This is a genomic window from Xanthomonas graminis pv. graminis, from assembly GCF_030168915.1.
Taxonomy (GTDB): Bacteria; Pseudomonadota; Gammaproteobacteria; order Xanthomonadales; family Xanthomonadaceae; genus Xanthomonas_A; species Xanthomonas_A translucens.
In genome coordinates, this window is sequence record NZ_CP076255.1 from 2,184,381 (window position 1) to 2,197,652 (window position 13,272).

Here is a 13,272-nt window from a genome sequence, read left to right on the forward strand (position 1 = left end):
GTTGGTCGCGGTTGAAACCGCTCCTACAGTGCACCCAGCCAACTCGCCGCAGGCTTTGTAGAAGCGGTTTCAACCGCGACCGGTTGCGCGACGAGCTGCCGCGCCCTGTTGCGCGTCGTTGCGCAGGCCGATGCGCGAGCGCGCGATGCGCAGCAGGCCGTGTACGTTGCTGCCCAGCCACAGGTTGCCGTCGCGGTCGCCGAGCAGGCTGCGCGCCGCCGACAGTGCCGGGGTCGGCAACGGCCGCAGCCCACCGCCATCGTCGCCGTCGTGCAACACCTGCCCATCGACATCGACCGCCCACAGCCGCTGCTGCGCGTCGCGCGCCAGCCGCGCACCGGCGCCGGTGCCGGCAACCATTGCCGGCGCACGGTGTCGTAGCGGTGCAAGGCGGTGCCGGAATTGTGCCGCGATCGGCTCGCGGATGGATGAGGGGTGCTACGGGATGGGGGGCGCGTCCCGCGGTTTCGCGCGGGGGGAACCGGGCGGCGGCGTTGCACGATCCGCGTCGGCCTGGCGCGCGTCGAGCCAGCGTTCCAGCTGGATGGCCGGCAACGCCGGCGCGAACAGGAAACCCTGCAGCACGTCGCAACCCAGCCATGACAGAAAGGCGCGTTGCGCCTCGGTTTCCACGCCCTCGGCGACGGTGTGCAGGCGCAGGCTCTCGCCGATGCGCAGCACCGAGGTGGTCAATGCGCGCGCGGTCTCGCTGTGTTCCAGGTCGCGCACGAAGCTCATGTCCAGCTTGAGTTCGTTGACCGGCAACTGGTGCAGATGGCTGAGGCTGGAATAGCCTGTTCCGAAATCGTCCAGCGACAGGCGCACGCCGCTGGCCTGCAATTGGCGCAGATTGGCCAGCACCGCCGGTGCGTTGGACAGCATCACGCTCTCGGTCATCTCCAGTGCCAGGTCGCTGGGCAGCAACCCATGCGTGCTCAGCGTCTGCGCTACGCGCGCGGGCAGCTGCGCGTCGGCGAAGTTGCTGGCCGACAGGTTGACCGCCACGCGCGGCACCGGCACCCCGCGCAGGCGCCAATCGGCCATCTGCCGGCAGGCCTGGCGCAGCGCCCAATGTCCGAGTTCGTCGATCAGCCCGCATTCCTCGGCCATCGGCACGAAACGGGCCGGCGAGATGTCGCCCAGATGCGGGTGCTGCCAGCGCAGCAGCGCTTCCACGCCGTACAGCGCGCAGGGCGGCTGGCTGTGCAGCTGCGGCTGGTAGTGCAGTTGCAGCTGATCGCGGCGCAGCGCCTCGCGCAGCGCGGTCTCCAGCGCCACGCGTTCCTGCGCCATGCGGTTCATGTCGGCGCTGAAGAAGCGGAAACTGCCGCCGCCTTCGTTCTTGGCCCGGTACATGGCCAGGTCGGCGTGGCGCAGCAGGGTCTCGATGTCGCGGCCGTCGTCGGGGAACATCGCCACGCCGATGCTGGCGCCCGGGTGCAGGGTCACGTTGCCGACCACCGTCGGCTCGGCCAGCGCCAGCAGCAGGCGCTCGGCCACCCCGGCCGCCTGCTCGGCACCGCACTGCGGCAGCATCAGCACGAACTCGTCGCCGGCCTGGCGACCGATCAGGTCGGTCGCGCTCAAGGTTTCGCCCAGGCGTCGCGCGATGTCGCGCAGCAGGCCGTCGCCGGCGGCATGGCCCTGGGTCTCGTTGACGCGCTTGAAACGGTCGATGTCGACGAACAGGATCGCCACCGGAAACGCGTGGTATTCGGCGGCGGCCAGCGCCTGTTCGGCGCGGGCGCTGAACATCACCCGGTTGGGCAGGTCGGTCAGCGCATCGTAGAACGCCAGCTGGTGCACGCGCGCCTTGGTCTGCTCGCGCTCCAGCGCCAGCGCGCACAGGTGCAGGCACAGCTCGATCAGCCGCAGGTGCCAGGCCTGCGGTTCGCAGACGTCGCGGTAATACAGCGCGAAACTGCCGAGCACGCGCCCGCCGTTGGACTTGATCGGGCTGGCCACGCAGCTGCCCAGGCCGAGTTGCTGCACCAGCGCGCGGTAATCGGCGAACAGCGGATCGGTGGCGGCGTCGCGCACCAGCACCTGCGTGCCGTGCCAGATCGCCGTGCCGCAGGCACCGGAGGCGGGGCCGACGCGCATGGATTCGACCGCCGCGTTGAACGCGGTCGGCAGGCTCGGCGAGGCCAGCGGGTGCAGCCGGCCATTGCCATCGACGCTGATGATCGAGGCCACCACCTGCGGGGCGATGCGCTCGACCTCGCTGCAGATCAAGGTCGCCACCTCGACCAGCGGCTGTTCGCGGACCAGCGCGTCGAGCACGTTCTTGTGCAGGATTTCGTGCATCTTGCTCTGGGTGATGTCGGTGAACGACAGCACGTAGTGCTGGGTGCAGCCGTCCGCGTCGGCGATCGGATTGGCCACGATCGTGGTCCACAGCGGCGAGCCGTCCTTGCGGTAGACCAGCAGGTCGGTCTGGTGGCCCTGGCCCCCGACCACGCGCTCGCGGATCTGCCGGATCACCTGCATGTCGGTGCCGGCGCCGTGCAGCACGCTGCTCGGCAGCAGCCCGCGCACGTCGTCGGCGGCATGGCCGAACATGTGCACGAAACCGGGGTTGACGTAGAGAATGGCCAACTGCGCGTCGCACACCACGATGGCGTTGTCGCTGCGGTCCAGCGCCAGCGACAGGATCCGCATCTTGGCGTCGCGCTCGCGTTCGGCGCTGATGTCGCGCACGAACACAACGTACAGCGGCGTGGGCTCCTGCGGCACCGTCGCCGCGCTCACCGCCACCCAGCGCTGCACGCCGTCGTTGCCGGGCAACTGCAGTTCGTGGCTGTCGCCGGGCGCGCCTGAGCCGCGCTGCATGCACCTGGCCAGGAACGCCGCGCGCGCATCCTCCGGCACCAGCTCGCCGAGCGGACGCCCCAGTACCTGCGCCTGCGGCAACCCCCACAGCGCTTCGGCGGTCTGGTTGAAGGCCAGGATGCGTGCGTCCGCGTCGATCACCACCACGCCGTCGGGTGCCTGCTGCAGACAGTTCAGCAGTGCCTGCTCGGGCGCTTGCAGCTTGCGCAGCATCGTGGTGGCGACGGCGCTGCCGGCGCCGGGCGCAGTCGGTTTGCTGGCGCGCTGGCGCGGCATGGCCTAGGGTCCGGCAACGCGATGGCGGCAGGCCGCATGGCCGTGTCGGACAGCGCGCACGGCAAGCCGGCGCGCCGTGCCCTGGTGCGTGCGCAATGGCGTCATCACTCGCTCGCTAATCGACATATCTTTTCCCGTTGTTGCTTGCCGCGCACGTGCCCAAGCACGGCGCGACGTCTCCCGATCGCGTCGCACAGCCCCTAGCGGGTCTGGTTGGATAACGCGATCAGGCGCTCGGCGATCCTGTCCAGCGGCAACACTTCCTGTGCGGCGCCCAGCCGGAATGCGCTGCCGGGCATGCCCCAGACTACGCTTGTGGCCTCGTCCTGCACCAGCGTGCTGGCGCCGGCCTGCAACATTTCCAGCAGGCCGCGCGCGCCGTCGTCGCCCATACCGGTCAGTACTGCGCCGATCGCGTTGGCGCCGGCGTTGCGCGCCACCGACTGGAACAGCACGTCCACCGCCGGCTTGTGCCGGTTGACCGGCGGGCCGTCGTCGATCTTGCAGCGCCAGCGCGCACCGTCGCGGACCACCTGCAGGTGCTTGCCGCCGGGCGGCAGGTAGGCGTGGCCGGGCAGGATCGCTTCGCCCTCGCTGGCCTCGCGCACCGCCATCGCCGAGTGCCGGTTGAGGCGGTCGGCGAAGGCGGTGCTGAAGCCGGCGGGCAGGTGCTGGGTCATCACCACCGCCGGCGCATCGGCGGGCATGCCTTCCAGCACCACCCGCAGCGCCTCGGTGCCGCCGGCGGAGGCGCCGATCGCGATCAGCCGGTCGGTGGTGCGGAACTTCAGCGTGGACACCGCGCTGGGCGCCGCCACGGCGTTGCCGGCAGGCCGCGGCGCGGCCGGGCGGTCGAGTGCGCGGACCTTGGCCTTGGCCGCCGCCTTGACCTTGCCGATGATTTCCTCGGCGTACTCCTCCAGGCCGCGCGCCACGTCGAGCTTGGGCTTGGAAATGAAATCCACCGCGCCCAGCGCCAGCGCCTGCAACGTGGTGTCGGCGCCGCGCTCGGTCAGCGAGGAGATCATCACCACCGGCGTGGGCCGCAGCCGCATCAGGTTTTCCAGGAACGCCAGGCCGTCCATGCGCGGCATTTCCACGTCCAGGGTGATCACATCCGGATTGAGCCGCTTGATCTTCTCGCGCGCCAGGATCGGATCGGCGGCCGAGCCGACCACTTCGATGCCGGGCGCACGCGACAGGATTTCGGTCAACATCTGCCGAACGACCGCGGAATCGTCGACGATCAGCACGCGGCAAGGGATTTCTGAGGTCATTCGAACAACTCCACGGCACCGGTGACCGGCGCTTTGGCGAGGCGGGCACGCACCGCCGATTCGGCGGCGGCGACTTCGGCTTCTTCGTGCGCATGCGGCAGGCGCTGCACGACCACGCGGCCGGTGGTGGGGAAGAACCAGATCTTGCGCGGATGGATGCCGCGCAGGTCCTCGGCCACCACCGGAATCTGCTCGGCCTTCAGATACTGCAACACGAACTCGGCGTTACGGGTGCCGACCGGGTTGTTGGTGAACCCCTTGAGCACGTTGCCGCCGCCGAACACCTTGGCTTCCAGGCGGCTGCGGCTGGCGCCGCGCTTGAGCAGGTCGTTGATCAGCACTTCCATCGCATAGCTGCCGTAGCGCGCCGGTGCGCCGTCGCCAGCCTGGCCGTCGGGCAGCATGAAGTGGTTCATGCCGCCGATCTTCAGCAGCGGGTCGCGGATGCAGGCGGCCACGCAGGAGCCGAGGATGGTGGTCAGCGCGGTGTCGTCGTCCACCACCAGGTACTGGGTCGGCAACAGCTTGGCCGCTATGGTCTGGAAGCGGGTGTCGTGATAGCGCATCACCTGATCCGCGACCATCGTGGCGGCTCTCATGCGCGTGCCTTGGCGGCGCGCCGGTACAGGGTGCGACCGCAGGGCTGGATCAGGTCGGCCGCATGCAGGTAGTTCTCCGAATGGCCGGTGTAGAGCATGCCTTCGTCGTCCAGGTGCGGGATCAGCCGCGACAGGATGCCACGTTGGGTCGGCTTGTCGAAATAAATCATCACGTTGCGGCAGAACAGCGCCAGGTACGGGCCGCTGACGTCGTAGCGCGGTTCCAGCAGATTCAACTGGCGGAATTCGAGCAGCTCGCGCAGCGCCGGCACCACCCGGCACTGGCCTTCGTTGGCGCCGCTGCCGCGCTGGAAGTACTTGCGCTTCAATGCCGGGTCCAGGCTGGCGATGCGATCGACCGCGTATACGCCGCGCGAGGCGGTCGCCAGCACCTGCGTGTCCACGTCGGTGGCCAGGATCCGCACCGGCGGGGTCAGCGTGCCGAACGCCTCGCACACGGTGATCGCCAGCGAATAGGGTTCCTCGCCGGTGGAGGCGGCGCACGACCAGATCTTCAGCGGCGCCGAGCTGGCATGCTTCTGCAGCTCCTCGCGCAGGCGCTCGAAGTGGTGCGGCTCGCGGAAGAACGAGGTCAGGTTGGTGGTCAGCGCATTGGTGAACGCTTCCCACTCGTCGCCGCCGTCGCGCTCCAGCCAGTCCAGATAGTCGCGGAACGAGCGCAGGCCCAGCGTGCGCAGGCGCCGCGACAGGCGGCCGTAGACCATGTCGCGCTTGGCCGGTGCCAGGGCGATGCCTGCCTTCTGGTAGATCAGGTCGCAGACCCGTTTGAAATCGCGATCGCTGAAGTCGAAGTCGCGATTGTCGGAACCGGGATGGGGCAGGGAAGACGTTGGAGTGGCCATGGCTCGCAGCGGTGATCGGTCTATCGGGTTATCGGCCGGCGCCGAGGGAAGTTGACGCCGGAACAAGACGCGGCCTGTGCCGGCGCCGCTGCCGCGGTCAGAATTGCTGACAATGGTCTTCGGCGGCGGCCGTGCGCGCGCTGCCCGCTGCGCTGCGCATGCGCGCCGCCTGCCGCGCGGCGGCTGCCGCCGGTCGCGCCTTGGCCTGGTCACGCGGACGCGGCGCGGCGCCAGGCGCGGCGTGTCCTGGCGGCGTGCTGCCGTGCGGGTCCAGCTTGAACTCGGCGATGGTGGCGCTGAGCTGGCCGGCCTGGGTCTGCAGTGTGCGCGCGGCGGCGGTGGCGTCCTCGACCCGCGCGGCGTTCTGCTGGGTGGCCTCGTCCATTCGGCTGATGGTCTGGTTGACCTGCTCGATGCCCGACGACTGCTCCTGCGAGGCGGCGGAAATCTCGCCCATGATGTCGGTGGCCCGCTGCACCGAGGACACGATCTCCTGCATGGTGCGGCCGGCTTGATCGACCAGCGCCGATCCTTCGGCGACGCGGGTGACCGAGTCATCGATCAGCTGCTTGATCTCCTTGGCCGCGCCGGCCGAGCGCTGGGCCAGGGTGCGCACCTCGCTGGCGACCACAGCGAAGCCGCGGCCCTGTTCGCCGGCACGTGCCGCTTCCACCGCGGCGTTGAGCGCCAGGATGTTGGTCTGGAAGGCGATCCCGTCGATGACGCTGATGATGTCGGCGATCTTCTTCGAAGAGACCTCGATGCCGCTCATCGTGCGCACCACCTGGCTGACCACCTCGCCGCCCTGCGAGGCGACCGTGGCGGCGCCGACCGCCAGCTGGTTGGCCTGGCGCGCATGCTCGGCGTTCTGCCTGACCGTGGCGGTCAGCTCGTCCATCGACGTGGCGGTCTGTTGCAGGCTGGCGGCCTGCTGTTCGGTGCGTCGCGACACGTCCTCGTTGCCGGCGGCGATCTCCGAGGAGGCGACGTTGATGTTGGCCGCCGCGGCCTGGATGCGGCCGACGATGCCGGCCAGCTGTTCGGCGGTGGCGTTGGCGTCGTCGCGCATCCTGGCGAACACGCCATGGAACTCGCCATGCATGCGCACGCTCAGATCGCCGGCGGCGATGGCCTGCAGCAGCTGCGACAGCTCGCCCAGGGTCAGGTCGCTGACCTGCATCATCGCGTTGAGGTTCTGCACCATCGTGCGGAAATCGTACTGGAACCGCTCGGCGTCGCCGCGCGCGCTGAAATCGCCGGCCGCGGCGGCTTCGGCCAGCTGCTTGATCTGCGCGTTCATCGCCGTCAGGTTGGCCTTGGCGGTGTCCATCGTTTCGGTCAGCACCGCTTTCTCGCCGGGCAGGCGCTCCATGTCTTCGCTCAGGTCGCCGACCGCATAGCGCTGGATGATCTGCACCAGGCGCAATTTCACCGCCACGTGCGCGGCGACCAGGTCGTTGCTGGCCTTGACCATCTGTCCGTAGTCGCCGGGGAAGGCGGTCGCGTCCATGCGATAGCTGATCGTGCCCTGCTCGTGGCGCTGCGCCATCTGGTTCTGGGCGTCGATCACCGCGCGGATGCTGCCGCGCATGTCCAGCATGTCGCCCATCAGCGGGCCGATCTCGTCGCTGGAATGGGCGCGCACCGCACTGTCCAGCTCGCCGCGGGCGATGGCCTGCGACAGCTGCCGTGCCGCATCGAGCTGCCGCGCGATGCCGCGCGAGAACAGCCAGCCGATGCCGGACGCGGCGGCGATGGCCAGCACCAGCAGGCTCAGGATCAGCAGCTTGGTGCGCGACAGTTGCGCGTTGATGATGTCCATTTCCTGGTTCAGCTGGGCGACGTTGTACTCGGTCAGCGCCACGATGCGTTCGAACAGTGCGCGCCGCAGCGGCCGCGACTGCGTGTCGGAGATGGCCTGCGCAGCGGCGACGTCGCCGGCCCGCAGCGCATCGCCCATCGCGGTGTTGCTCTGCAGGTAGGCGTCCAGTTTTTCCCTGACCCCGGCATACATCTGCCGCTGCGTCTGCTCCAGCATCACCCGTTCGATGATCGCCTGGTTCTTCGCCACTTCGGTGCGCGCCTTCTGCATGCGCTTGAAGTAGTCGGCCATCGCTTCCGGATCGTCGGCGCGCGCAATCTGCGCCAGTTCGTAGGTACGGAACTCGCCGAGCTGCGCGCGGACTTCGGCCAGCGCCTGCGTGGCCGGCAACCAATCCAGTTCGATGCGCTTGAGTTCGGCCATCGCCAGGGTGGTGCGCGAATAGGTGAACACGCCCAGGACCAAGGTCAGCAGCGTGGTCATGGCGAATGCGAAGATCAGCTTGTCGCGGATTTTCAGCTGTTTGAGGAGGTGCATTGAAGGTTCCGTGCAGCAGATTGGTCGAAGACGGTGGCGATGCGATGCGGTGCGCCGGAGCTAGCGGGGGGTGTAGACGAACACGTCGGCGTCCGCGTGCGGCGCGTGGCGGGCGTTGATGCGGCTCAATTCCTCCAGGTCGGCGAACAGGGCGCGGCGCTGCGGCAGCGCCTGCTGCGTGGACAGCTGGCTGGCGCGTTCGCGATCCCCGGCATGCACCGCCGTGCCGATCTGCCGCTGCAACTTCAGGTAGGCATCCAGTTCGGCCTGGATCGTGGCGAAGCGGTGGCGTTCTTCGCCACTGGGCATGGTGGCGATGTACAGCGCCACCTGCTTGCGCGCGCCGCGCAGCGATTGCTCGATACGCTGGTCGTAGTCGGCCACCTCCGCCGCATTGCCGGTGGCGGCGATCAGCGACAGTTGGTACAGGCGCAATTCCGCCAGTTGCGCGCGCAGCTCGCACAAGGCCATGGCCGCTGGCGCTTGCCGGGTCTGCAACTGCTGCAGGTGCTCGCGCGAGTCATCGAGGTTGCGGGTGCCCAGATACGCCACCGCGACCACCGTGGCGCAGCCCAGCACGCACAGCAGCGCAGCGAGCAGGGACGATTTCAGATCGGTATGGCGTGGCATCTCAGGCTCCGAAACGGCGGCGATGACGAGGGCAGTGGCAGGCTGCGTTCACGTATCGTTAATCGGATATCGACTGCGGCGCCTAGCGCTTGAGTTCACCATTGCACGGAACCGGTTCAACTGTGATGCAATTTGGATTCGATGGCCCGCTCATGGCACTGGATACGGAACTTCGCCCAGTCCGTTTGGGCCATTGCCACGCGCGTACCTGCCGCCTGGTTGAGACCAGGCGCGCGCCGGCCCCGACCGAACGGCGCGACCCGCCGCGCGAGATGCGTCCGGCAAAAAAATCCCCGGCGCGTGGCCGGGGATCGGGAAGTGCATGAACGCGGCGATTGCCGGCGACTCAGAACTCCTGCCAGTCCGAATCAGCCAGGGCCGGTACCGACTTCTTGCTGCGGGTGGCCAGCGCCGACTTGCTCGATGGCACCGCGGCCGGCTTCGTGGCCACCGTGCGGATCGAGTGCACCTGCGCATGGCGCGGCGTCGGCGTCGGCGTCGGCGCGCTGGCCGGCGCCTGCTCCACGCGGAAGATCGAGACCGCTTCGGTCAGCTGCCCGGCCTGTTCTTCCATCGAGCGTGCGGCGGCAGTGGCTTCCTCGACCAGCGCAGCGTTCTGCTGAGTGGTCTCGTCCATCTGGGTAACGGTCTGGTTGACCTGCTCGATGCCGGACGACTGCTCCTGGGACGCGGCCGCGATCTCGCTCATGATGTCGGTGACGCGCTGCACCGAGGACACGATCTCGCTCATGGTCTGGCCGGCTTGGCGCACCAGCGCCGAGCCGTTGGCGACCTGGGTGACCGAGGCGTCGATCAGGCCCTTGATCTCCTTGGCGGCATTGGCCGAACGCTGGGCGAGGGTGCGCACCTCGCTGGCGACCACGGCGAAGCCGCGGCCCTGTTCGCCGGCACGCGCCGCTTCCACTGCAGCGTTGAGCGCCAGGATATTGGTCTGGAAGGCGATGCCGTCGATGACGCTGATGATGTCGGCGATCTTCTTCGACGAAGTCTCGATGCCGCTCATCGTGGTCACCACCTGGCCGACCACGGCGCCGCCCTGCGAGGCGACGGACGCGGCGCCGACCGCGAGCTGGTTGGCCTGGCGGGCGTGCTCGGCGTTCTGCTTGACGGTGGAAGTCAGTTCTTCCATCGAGGCGGCAGTTTCTTCCAGGTTCGCCGCCTGCTGCTCGGTGCGGCGCGACAGGTCGTCGTTGCCGGCGGCGATCTCGCCAGCGGAGGCGTTGATGCTGACCGCGGCGGTCTGGATGCGGCCGACGATGGCGGCCAGTTGCTCGGCGGTGGCATTGGCGTCGTCGCGCATGGTCGCGAACACGCCGTCGAACTCGCCATGCATGCGTGCGGTCAGGTCGCCCTGCGACAGTGCGGTCAGCAGCTTGGAGACTTCGCCGATGCTGTCGCCGTTGGCCTGCAGCAGACCGTTGAGTTGCTGCGCCAGCTGCAGGAAGAAACCCTGTTTGCCGTCGGTGGCCACGCGTCCGGACAGGTCGCCGGCGGCGGCGGCCTGCACGATCTTGGCCACTTCCTCTTCGACCTGGGCCTCGACGGTGCGGTCGCGCGATTCGCAGACGAAGCCGACATGGCTGCCGTGCGCGTCGCGGATGCTGGACACGATCTGCGCGATGCGGGCATCGCCGTAGGCCATCTCGCGCTCGGCCACGCCGTGCTTCTCGATCGCGGCCACGGTGCGGGTGTCGATCTGGTTGCCGTATTCCAGCACCGACAGCGAGGAGCCGACCAGCGGCATGCTCGAATCAAATGCGGGAGCGACCTTGTGGATCTGGCCGGCGTACTTGTCGACGATGCCCTGCATCGACGGGTTGGCGTAGACGATGGTGTAGTCCAGGTCGGCGATGAACATGCCGGTGGAGGAGTTGTCCAGCGCGGTGCGGATGCGCAGGTTCTCGGCAGCCACTGCCGCGTCGCGCTCGGTGCGCTCGCGCAGGTCCTGCTGCATGCGCTTGAGCGCCTGCATCAGTTCGCCGATCTCGTCCTTGCCGCTGGCGTCGATGTGCCCGTCGAGCTTGCCGCCGGCGACCTCGTTGGCGACCTTGACCGCGCTGCGCACGTTGCTGGCCAGCATGCGCCCGAACAGCCAGGCCAGGCCTACGGCTCCGATGACGCCGATCACCACGCAGATCAGCAGCAAGGCCGAGGACCGTCGGTAGGTGGTGTTGGCGACCACCGCGGCGACCTGCGCTTGGCGGTTGTTCTCCGCGATCAGCGCGATCACGTCGTCCACGACCTTGTTGTGCAGGGTGCGGGTCTCGCCGGTAAAGGTGTCGATCGCATCGTCGTGCAGTTCCAGCTGCAGCATCTCGTCCACCGACTGGTAGGAGGCGACGGCCTTCTTCCAGTCTGCCGCGGTGCGCTCGTAGATCGCGCGCTCCTGCGGGTTGCTGACCATCGGCGGATACTGGGCGATGATCTCGTCCATCCGCTTCTTCAGCGCCACCTTGCGCGTTTCGGCGTCTTTCTTGATCGCTTCGCTGCTGCGGATCAGGCTCTGGTAGGCCGCGCTGCGGTATTCGCCGAGGATGCCGCGCATCTCGCCGCCGGTGCGCACGCTGGGCACCACTTGGTTGGAAGCATTGTCGGCCACGTTGTTGATCGAATGCAGGCCGTTGTAGGCGACCAGTCCCTGGATCAACATGATGGCGAGCACGAGACCGAACGCCAGCATCAGCTTCGGCATCAGCTTCAGATTTTTTATCCACTGCATGAACGCATTTCCCCTTGGTTCGACAACGGCGGCGAAGCATCAGAAAAACAAAAACGCCGCCTTGCCGGCGCGCATGGGCTCCGGCGAGGCGACGCTTCGTCGTCTTACTTGATCGTGGCCAGCTTCAGGCTGGACGGCGCGCTGACCTGGATCTCGGCGCGCGAGCTGTCGCGTTCGATCTTGCCGATCACGCACACGTCCTTGCCTTCCAGGCTTTCCGGCGCGAAGCCGAACTTGCCGCGGTCGGCGCCGGCGATGCGTGCGGAGAAGGTGTGGCGCGGGAACATGCCGCCCATGTACAGGAAGGTCGGCTCGCCTTCGGAGTTCTGCGCGTACTTGGCCTTCTCGACCTTGCCGCAGACCATGCCGTCCTTGCCGACGAAGCGGGCCGCCATCTCCGGCGGGATCATCTGCTGCGACTGGGCGAAGGCGCTCGGGCTGGCGGCAAGCAGCAGGATCAGCAGCAACGGGAAGTTCGGTTTCACGGAGAAACTCCTTTAGAGGCGGGAAGGGGTGGGAAAATGAATCGGGCGCAACTGAATCGCGGCTACCAATCAGCTATCGGCGTGGTAACGACGAACTTGACCGGCGCAAGTGCGTAGCAGTTCGCATTTCAGAAGGCGGCTTCAACTCCGATTCGCAACACCAACGGTTGTGAAGTGGCCCGGCGACCTGACTTGAGCGACTTCACCGCCAAGTGGAGTTGCCCATGTCATCCAGCCGCCTGGACCAGGCCGAACGATACCGTTTGCATGCGTTATATGAAACCGGGATGTCGATGCGGGCCATCGCCGATGCGTTGGAGCGCGCGCCCAGCACGATCAGCCGCGAACTGCGCCGCAATCAGCACGCTCGGCACTATCTGCCAGATCACGCACAGCGCATCAGCGAGCATCGGCGCACGCAGGCCAGCCGGCGTCCACGCATCGACGCTGAGCGCATCGCACAGATCGAGGTCCTGCTGAGCGAGGACTTCAGCCCGGAACAGATTGCCGGTCGCACCGGCCTGGCCAGTCACGAATGGATCTATCGGCACATCTACGCTGACCACAAGCGCGGTGGCCAGTTGTTCACGCATCTACGCAAGCGCCGCCGCAAGCGCCGTCGGCGGGGCGTGCGCGATGGCCGCGGACAGCTGACACATCGGCGCAGCTGGACACAGCGCCCCAGCGTGGTGGAGCAGCGAAGCCGCATCGGCGACTGGGAGCTGGATACCCTCCGGGCCTCACACGGAAAGGCCGTGGTGGTCAGCATGACCGAACGCCGCAGTCGCCTGCATCTGCTGGCTTACTCGCCTGACGGCACCGCCGAGAACGTGCGCAACGCCATCGTCCAGCGCCTGGGCGGCCTAGGCCACACGGTGCACACCCTCACCGCCGACAACGGCAAGGAATTCGCCGATCATCGGCTCATTGCCGCCTGCTTGCAGAGCGACTTCTATTTTGCAGATCCGTACTGCGCATGGCAGCGAGGCAGCAACGAAAATGCCAACGGATTGACGCGCCAGTACTTGCCACGACACATCGATTTCAGCACCATCACCGATGCGCACCTGCGATGGATCGAACAGCGACTCTACAATCGTCCGCGCAAGATACTCGGATTCAAAACGCCCCTCGAAGTCTTCTCCGAGGAGGTCCTCAACAGCGTTGCGAATCGGAGTTGAATCCGCCGAAGGAAAAAACCCGCCGATGGA

Annotated in this window: 10 protein-coding genes; 1 reads left to right on the forward strand and 9 read right to left on the reverse strand. The window is 67.6% G+C overall.

Going from position 1 to position 13,272, the window contains the following annotated elements; all coding sequences use genetic code 11:
• Positions 1–69 precede the first annotated feature (69 nt).
• The 9 genes from KHF85_RS09555 to KHF85_RS09595 all read right to left on the reverse strand — a co-directional run bounded on the left by KHF85_RS09555 (position 70) and on the right by KHF85_RS09595 (position 11,986).
• A complete protein-coding gene (locus KHF85_RS09555; protein ID WP_284569383.1) occupies positions 70–360 on the reverse strand; it encodes a two-component regulator propeller domain-containing protein in 291 nt (96 codons plus the stop codon).
• A 78-nt stretch (positions 361–438) separates the two neighbouring features.
• The gene (locus KHF85_RS09560) at positions 439–3,108 is read right to left on the reverse strand and encodes a sensor domain-containing protein (RefSeq protein ID WP_284569384.1); all 2,670 of its coding nucleotides are present in this window, start codon (positions 3,106–3,108) and stop codon (positions 439–441) included.
• A gap of 200 nt (positions 3,109–3,308) precedes the next feature.
• On the reverse strand, positions 3,309–4,385 hold the full coding sequence (locus KHF85_RS09565) for a protein-glutamate methylesterase/protein-glutamine glutaminase (protein WP_284569385.1): 1,077 nt from the start codon (positions 4,383–4,385) through the stop codon (positions 3,309–3,311).
• Positions 4,382–4,984, reverse strand: a complete 603-nt coding sequence (gene cheD, locus KHF85_RS09570; protein WP_009601101.1) for a chemoreceptor glutamine deamidase CheD — start codon at positions 4,982–4,984, stop codon at positions 4,382–4,384. The genes KHF85_RS09565 and cheD overlap by 4 nt, the downstream gene beginning before the upstream one ends.
• Positions 4,981–5,847 (reverse strand): CheR family methyltransferase, encoded by an 867-nt coding sequence (locus KHF85_RS09575; protein WP_053833973.1) that lies wholly within the window; start codon positions 5,845–5,847, stop codon positions 4,981–4,983. The genes cheD and KHF85_RS09575 overlap by 4 nt, the downstream gene beginning before the upstream one ends.
• Positions 5,848–5,944: 97 nt before the next feature.
• Positions 5,945–8,206 carry a methyl-accepting chemotaxis protein gene (locus KHF85_RS09580; protein ID WP_284569386.1) on the reverse strand — a complete coding sequence of 754 codons (2,262 nt, stop codon included), beginning with the start codon at positions 8,204–8,206 and terminating at the stop codon, positions 5,945–5,947.
• Positions 8,207–8,266: 60 nt separating this feature from the next.
• On the reverse strand, positions 8,267–8,836 hold the full coding sequence (locus KHF85_RS09585) for an MCP four helix bundle domain-containing protein (RefSeq protein ID WP_284569387.1): 570 nt from the start codon (positions 8,834–8,836) through the stop codon (positions 8,267–8,269).
• Between the two features lie 346 nt (positions 8,837–9,182).
• Entirely contained in the window at positions 9,183–11,576 is a 2,394-nt protein-coding gene (locus KHF85_RS09590) for a methyl-accepting chemotaxis protein (protein ID WP_284569388.1), read from the reverse strand.
• A 104-nt stretch (positions 11,577–11,680) separates the two neighbouring features.
• Positions 11,681–11,986, reverse strand: coding sequence for a hypothetical protein (locus KHF85_RS09595; RefSeq protein ID WP_141696369.1), 306 nt, complete (start codon positions 11,984–11,986; stop codon positions 11,681–11,683).
• Positions 11,987–12,285: 299 nt separating this feature from the next.
• Here KHF85_RS09595 and KHF85_RS09600 point away from each other — a divergent pair, with 299 nt between their 5' ends.
• A complete protein-coding gene (locus KHF85_RS09600) occupies positions 12,286–13,242 on the forward strand; it encodes an IS30 family transposase (protein WP_009597007.1) in 957 nt (318 codons plus the stop codon).
• The last annotated feature ends 30 nt before the right edge of the window (positions 13,243–13,272 follow it).

Bases quoted from the DNA above. Each gene is read 5' to 3' on its own strand.
- KHF85_RS09600 (WP_009597007.1), top strand. From the start codon at position 12,286: ATGTCATCCAGCCGCCTGGACCAGGCCGAACGATACCGTTTGCATGCG.
- KHF85_RS09595 (WP_141696369.1), bottom strand. From the start codon at position 11,986: ATGATCCCGCCGGAGATGGCGGCCCGCTTCGTCGGCAAGGACGGCATG.
- KHF85_RS09585 (WP_284569387.1), bottom strand. From the start codon at position 8,836: ATGCCACGCCATACCGATCTGAAATCGTCCCTGCTCGCTGCGCTGCTG.
- KHF85_RS09560 (WP_284569384.1), bottom strand. From the start codon at position 3,108: ATGCCGCGCCAGCGCGCCAGCAAACCGACTGCGCCCGGCGCCGGCAGC.
- KHF85_RS09555 (WP_284569383.1), bottom strand. From the start codon at position 360: ATGGTTGCCGGCACCGGCGCCGGTGCGCGGCTGGCGCGCGACGCGCAG.
- cheD (WP_009601101.1), bottom strand. From the start codon at position 4,984: ATGAGAGCCGCCACGATGGTCGCGGATCAGGTGATGCGCTATCACGAC.
- KHF85_RS09580 (WP_284569386.1), bottom strand. From the start codon at position 8,206: ATGCACCTCCTCAAACAGCTGAAAATCCGCGACAAGCTGATCTTCGCA.
- KHF85_RS09575 (WP_053833973.1), bottom strand. From the start codon at position 5,847: ATGGCCACTCCAACGTCTTCCCTGCCCCATCCCGGTTCCGACAATCGC.
- KHF85_RS09565 (WP_284569385.1), bottom strand. From the start codon at position 4,385: ATGACCTCAGAAATCCCTTGCCGCGTGCTGATCGTCGACGATTCCGCG.
- KHF85_RS09590 (WP_284569388.1), bottom strand. From the start codon at position 11,576: ATGCAGTGGATAAAAAATCTGAAGCTGATGCCGAAGCTGATGCTGGCG.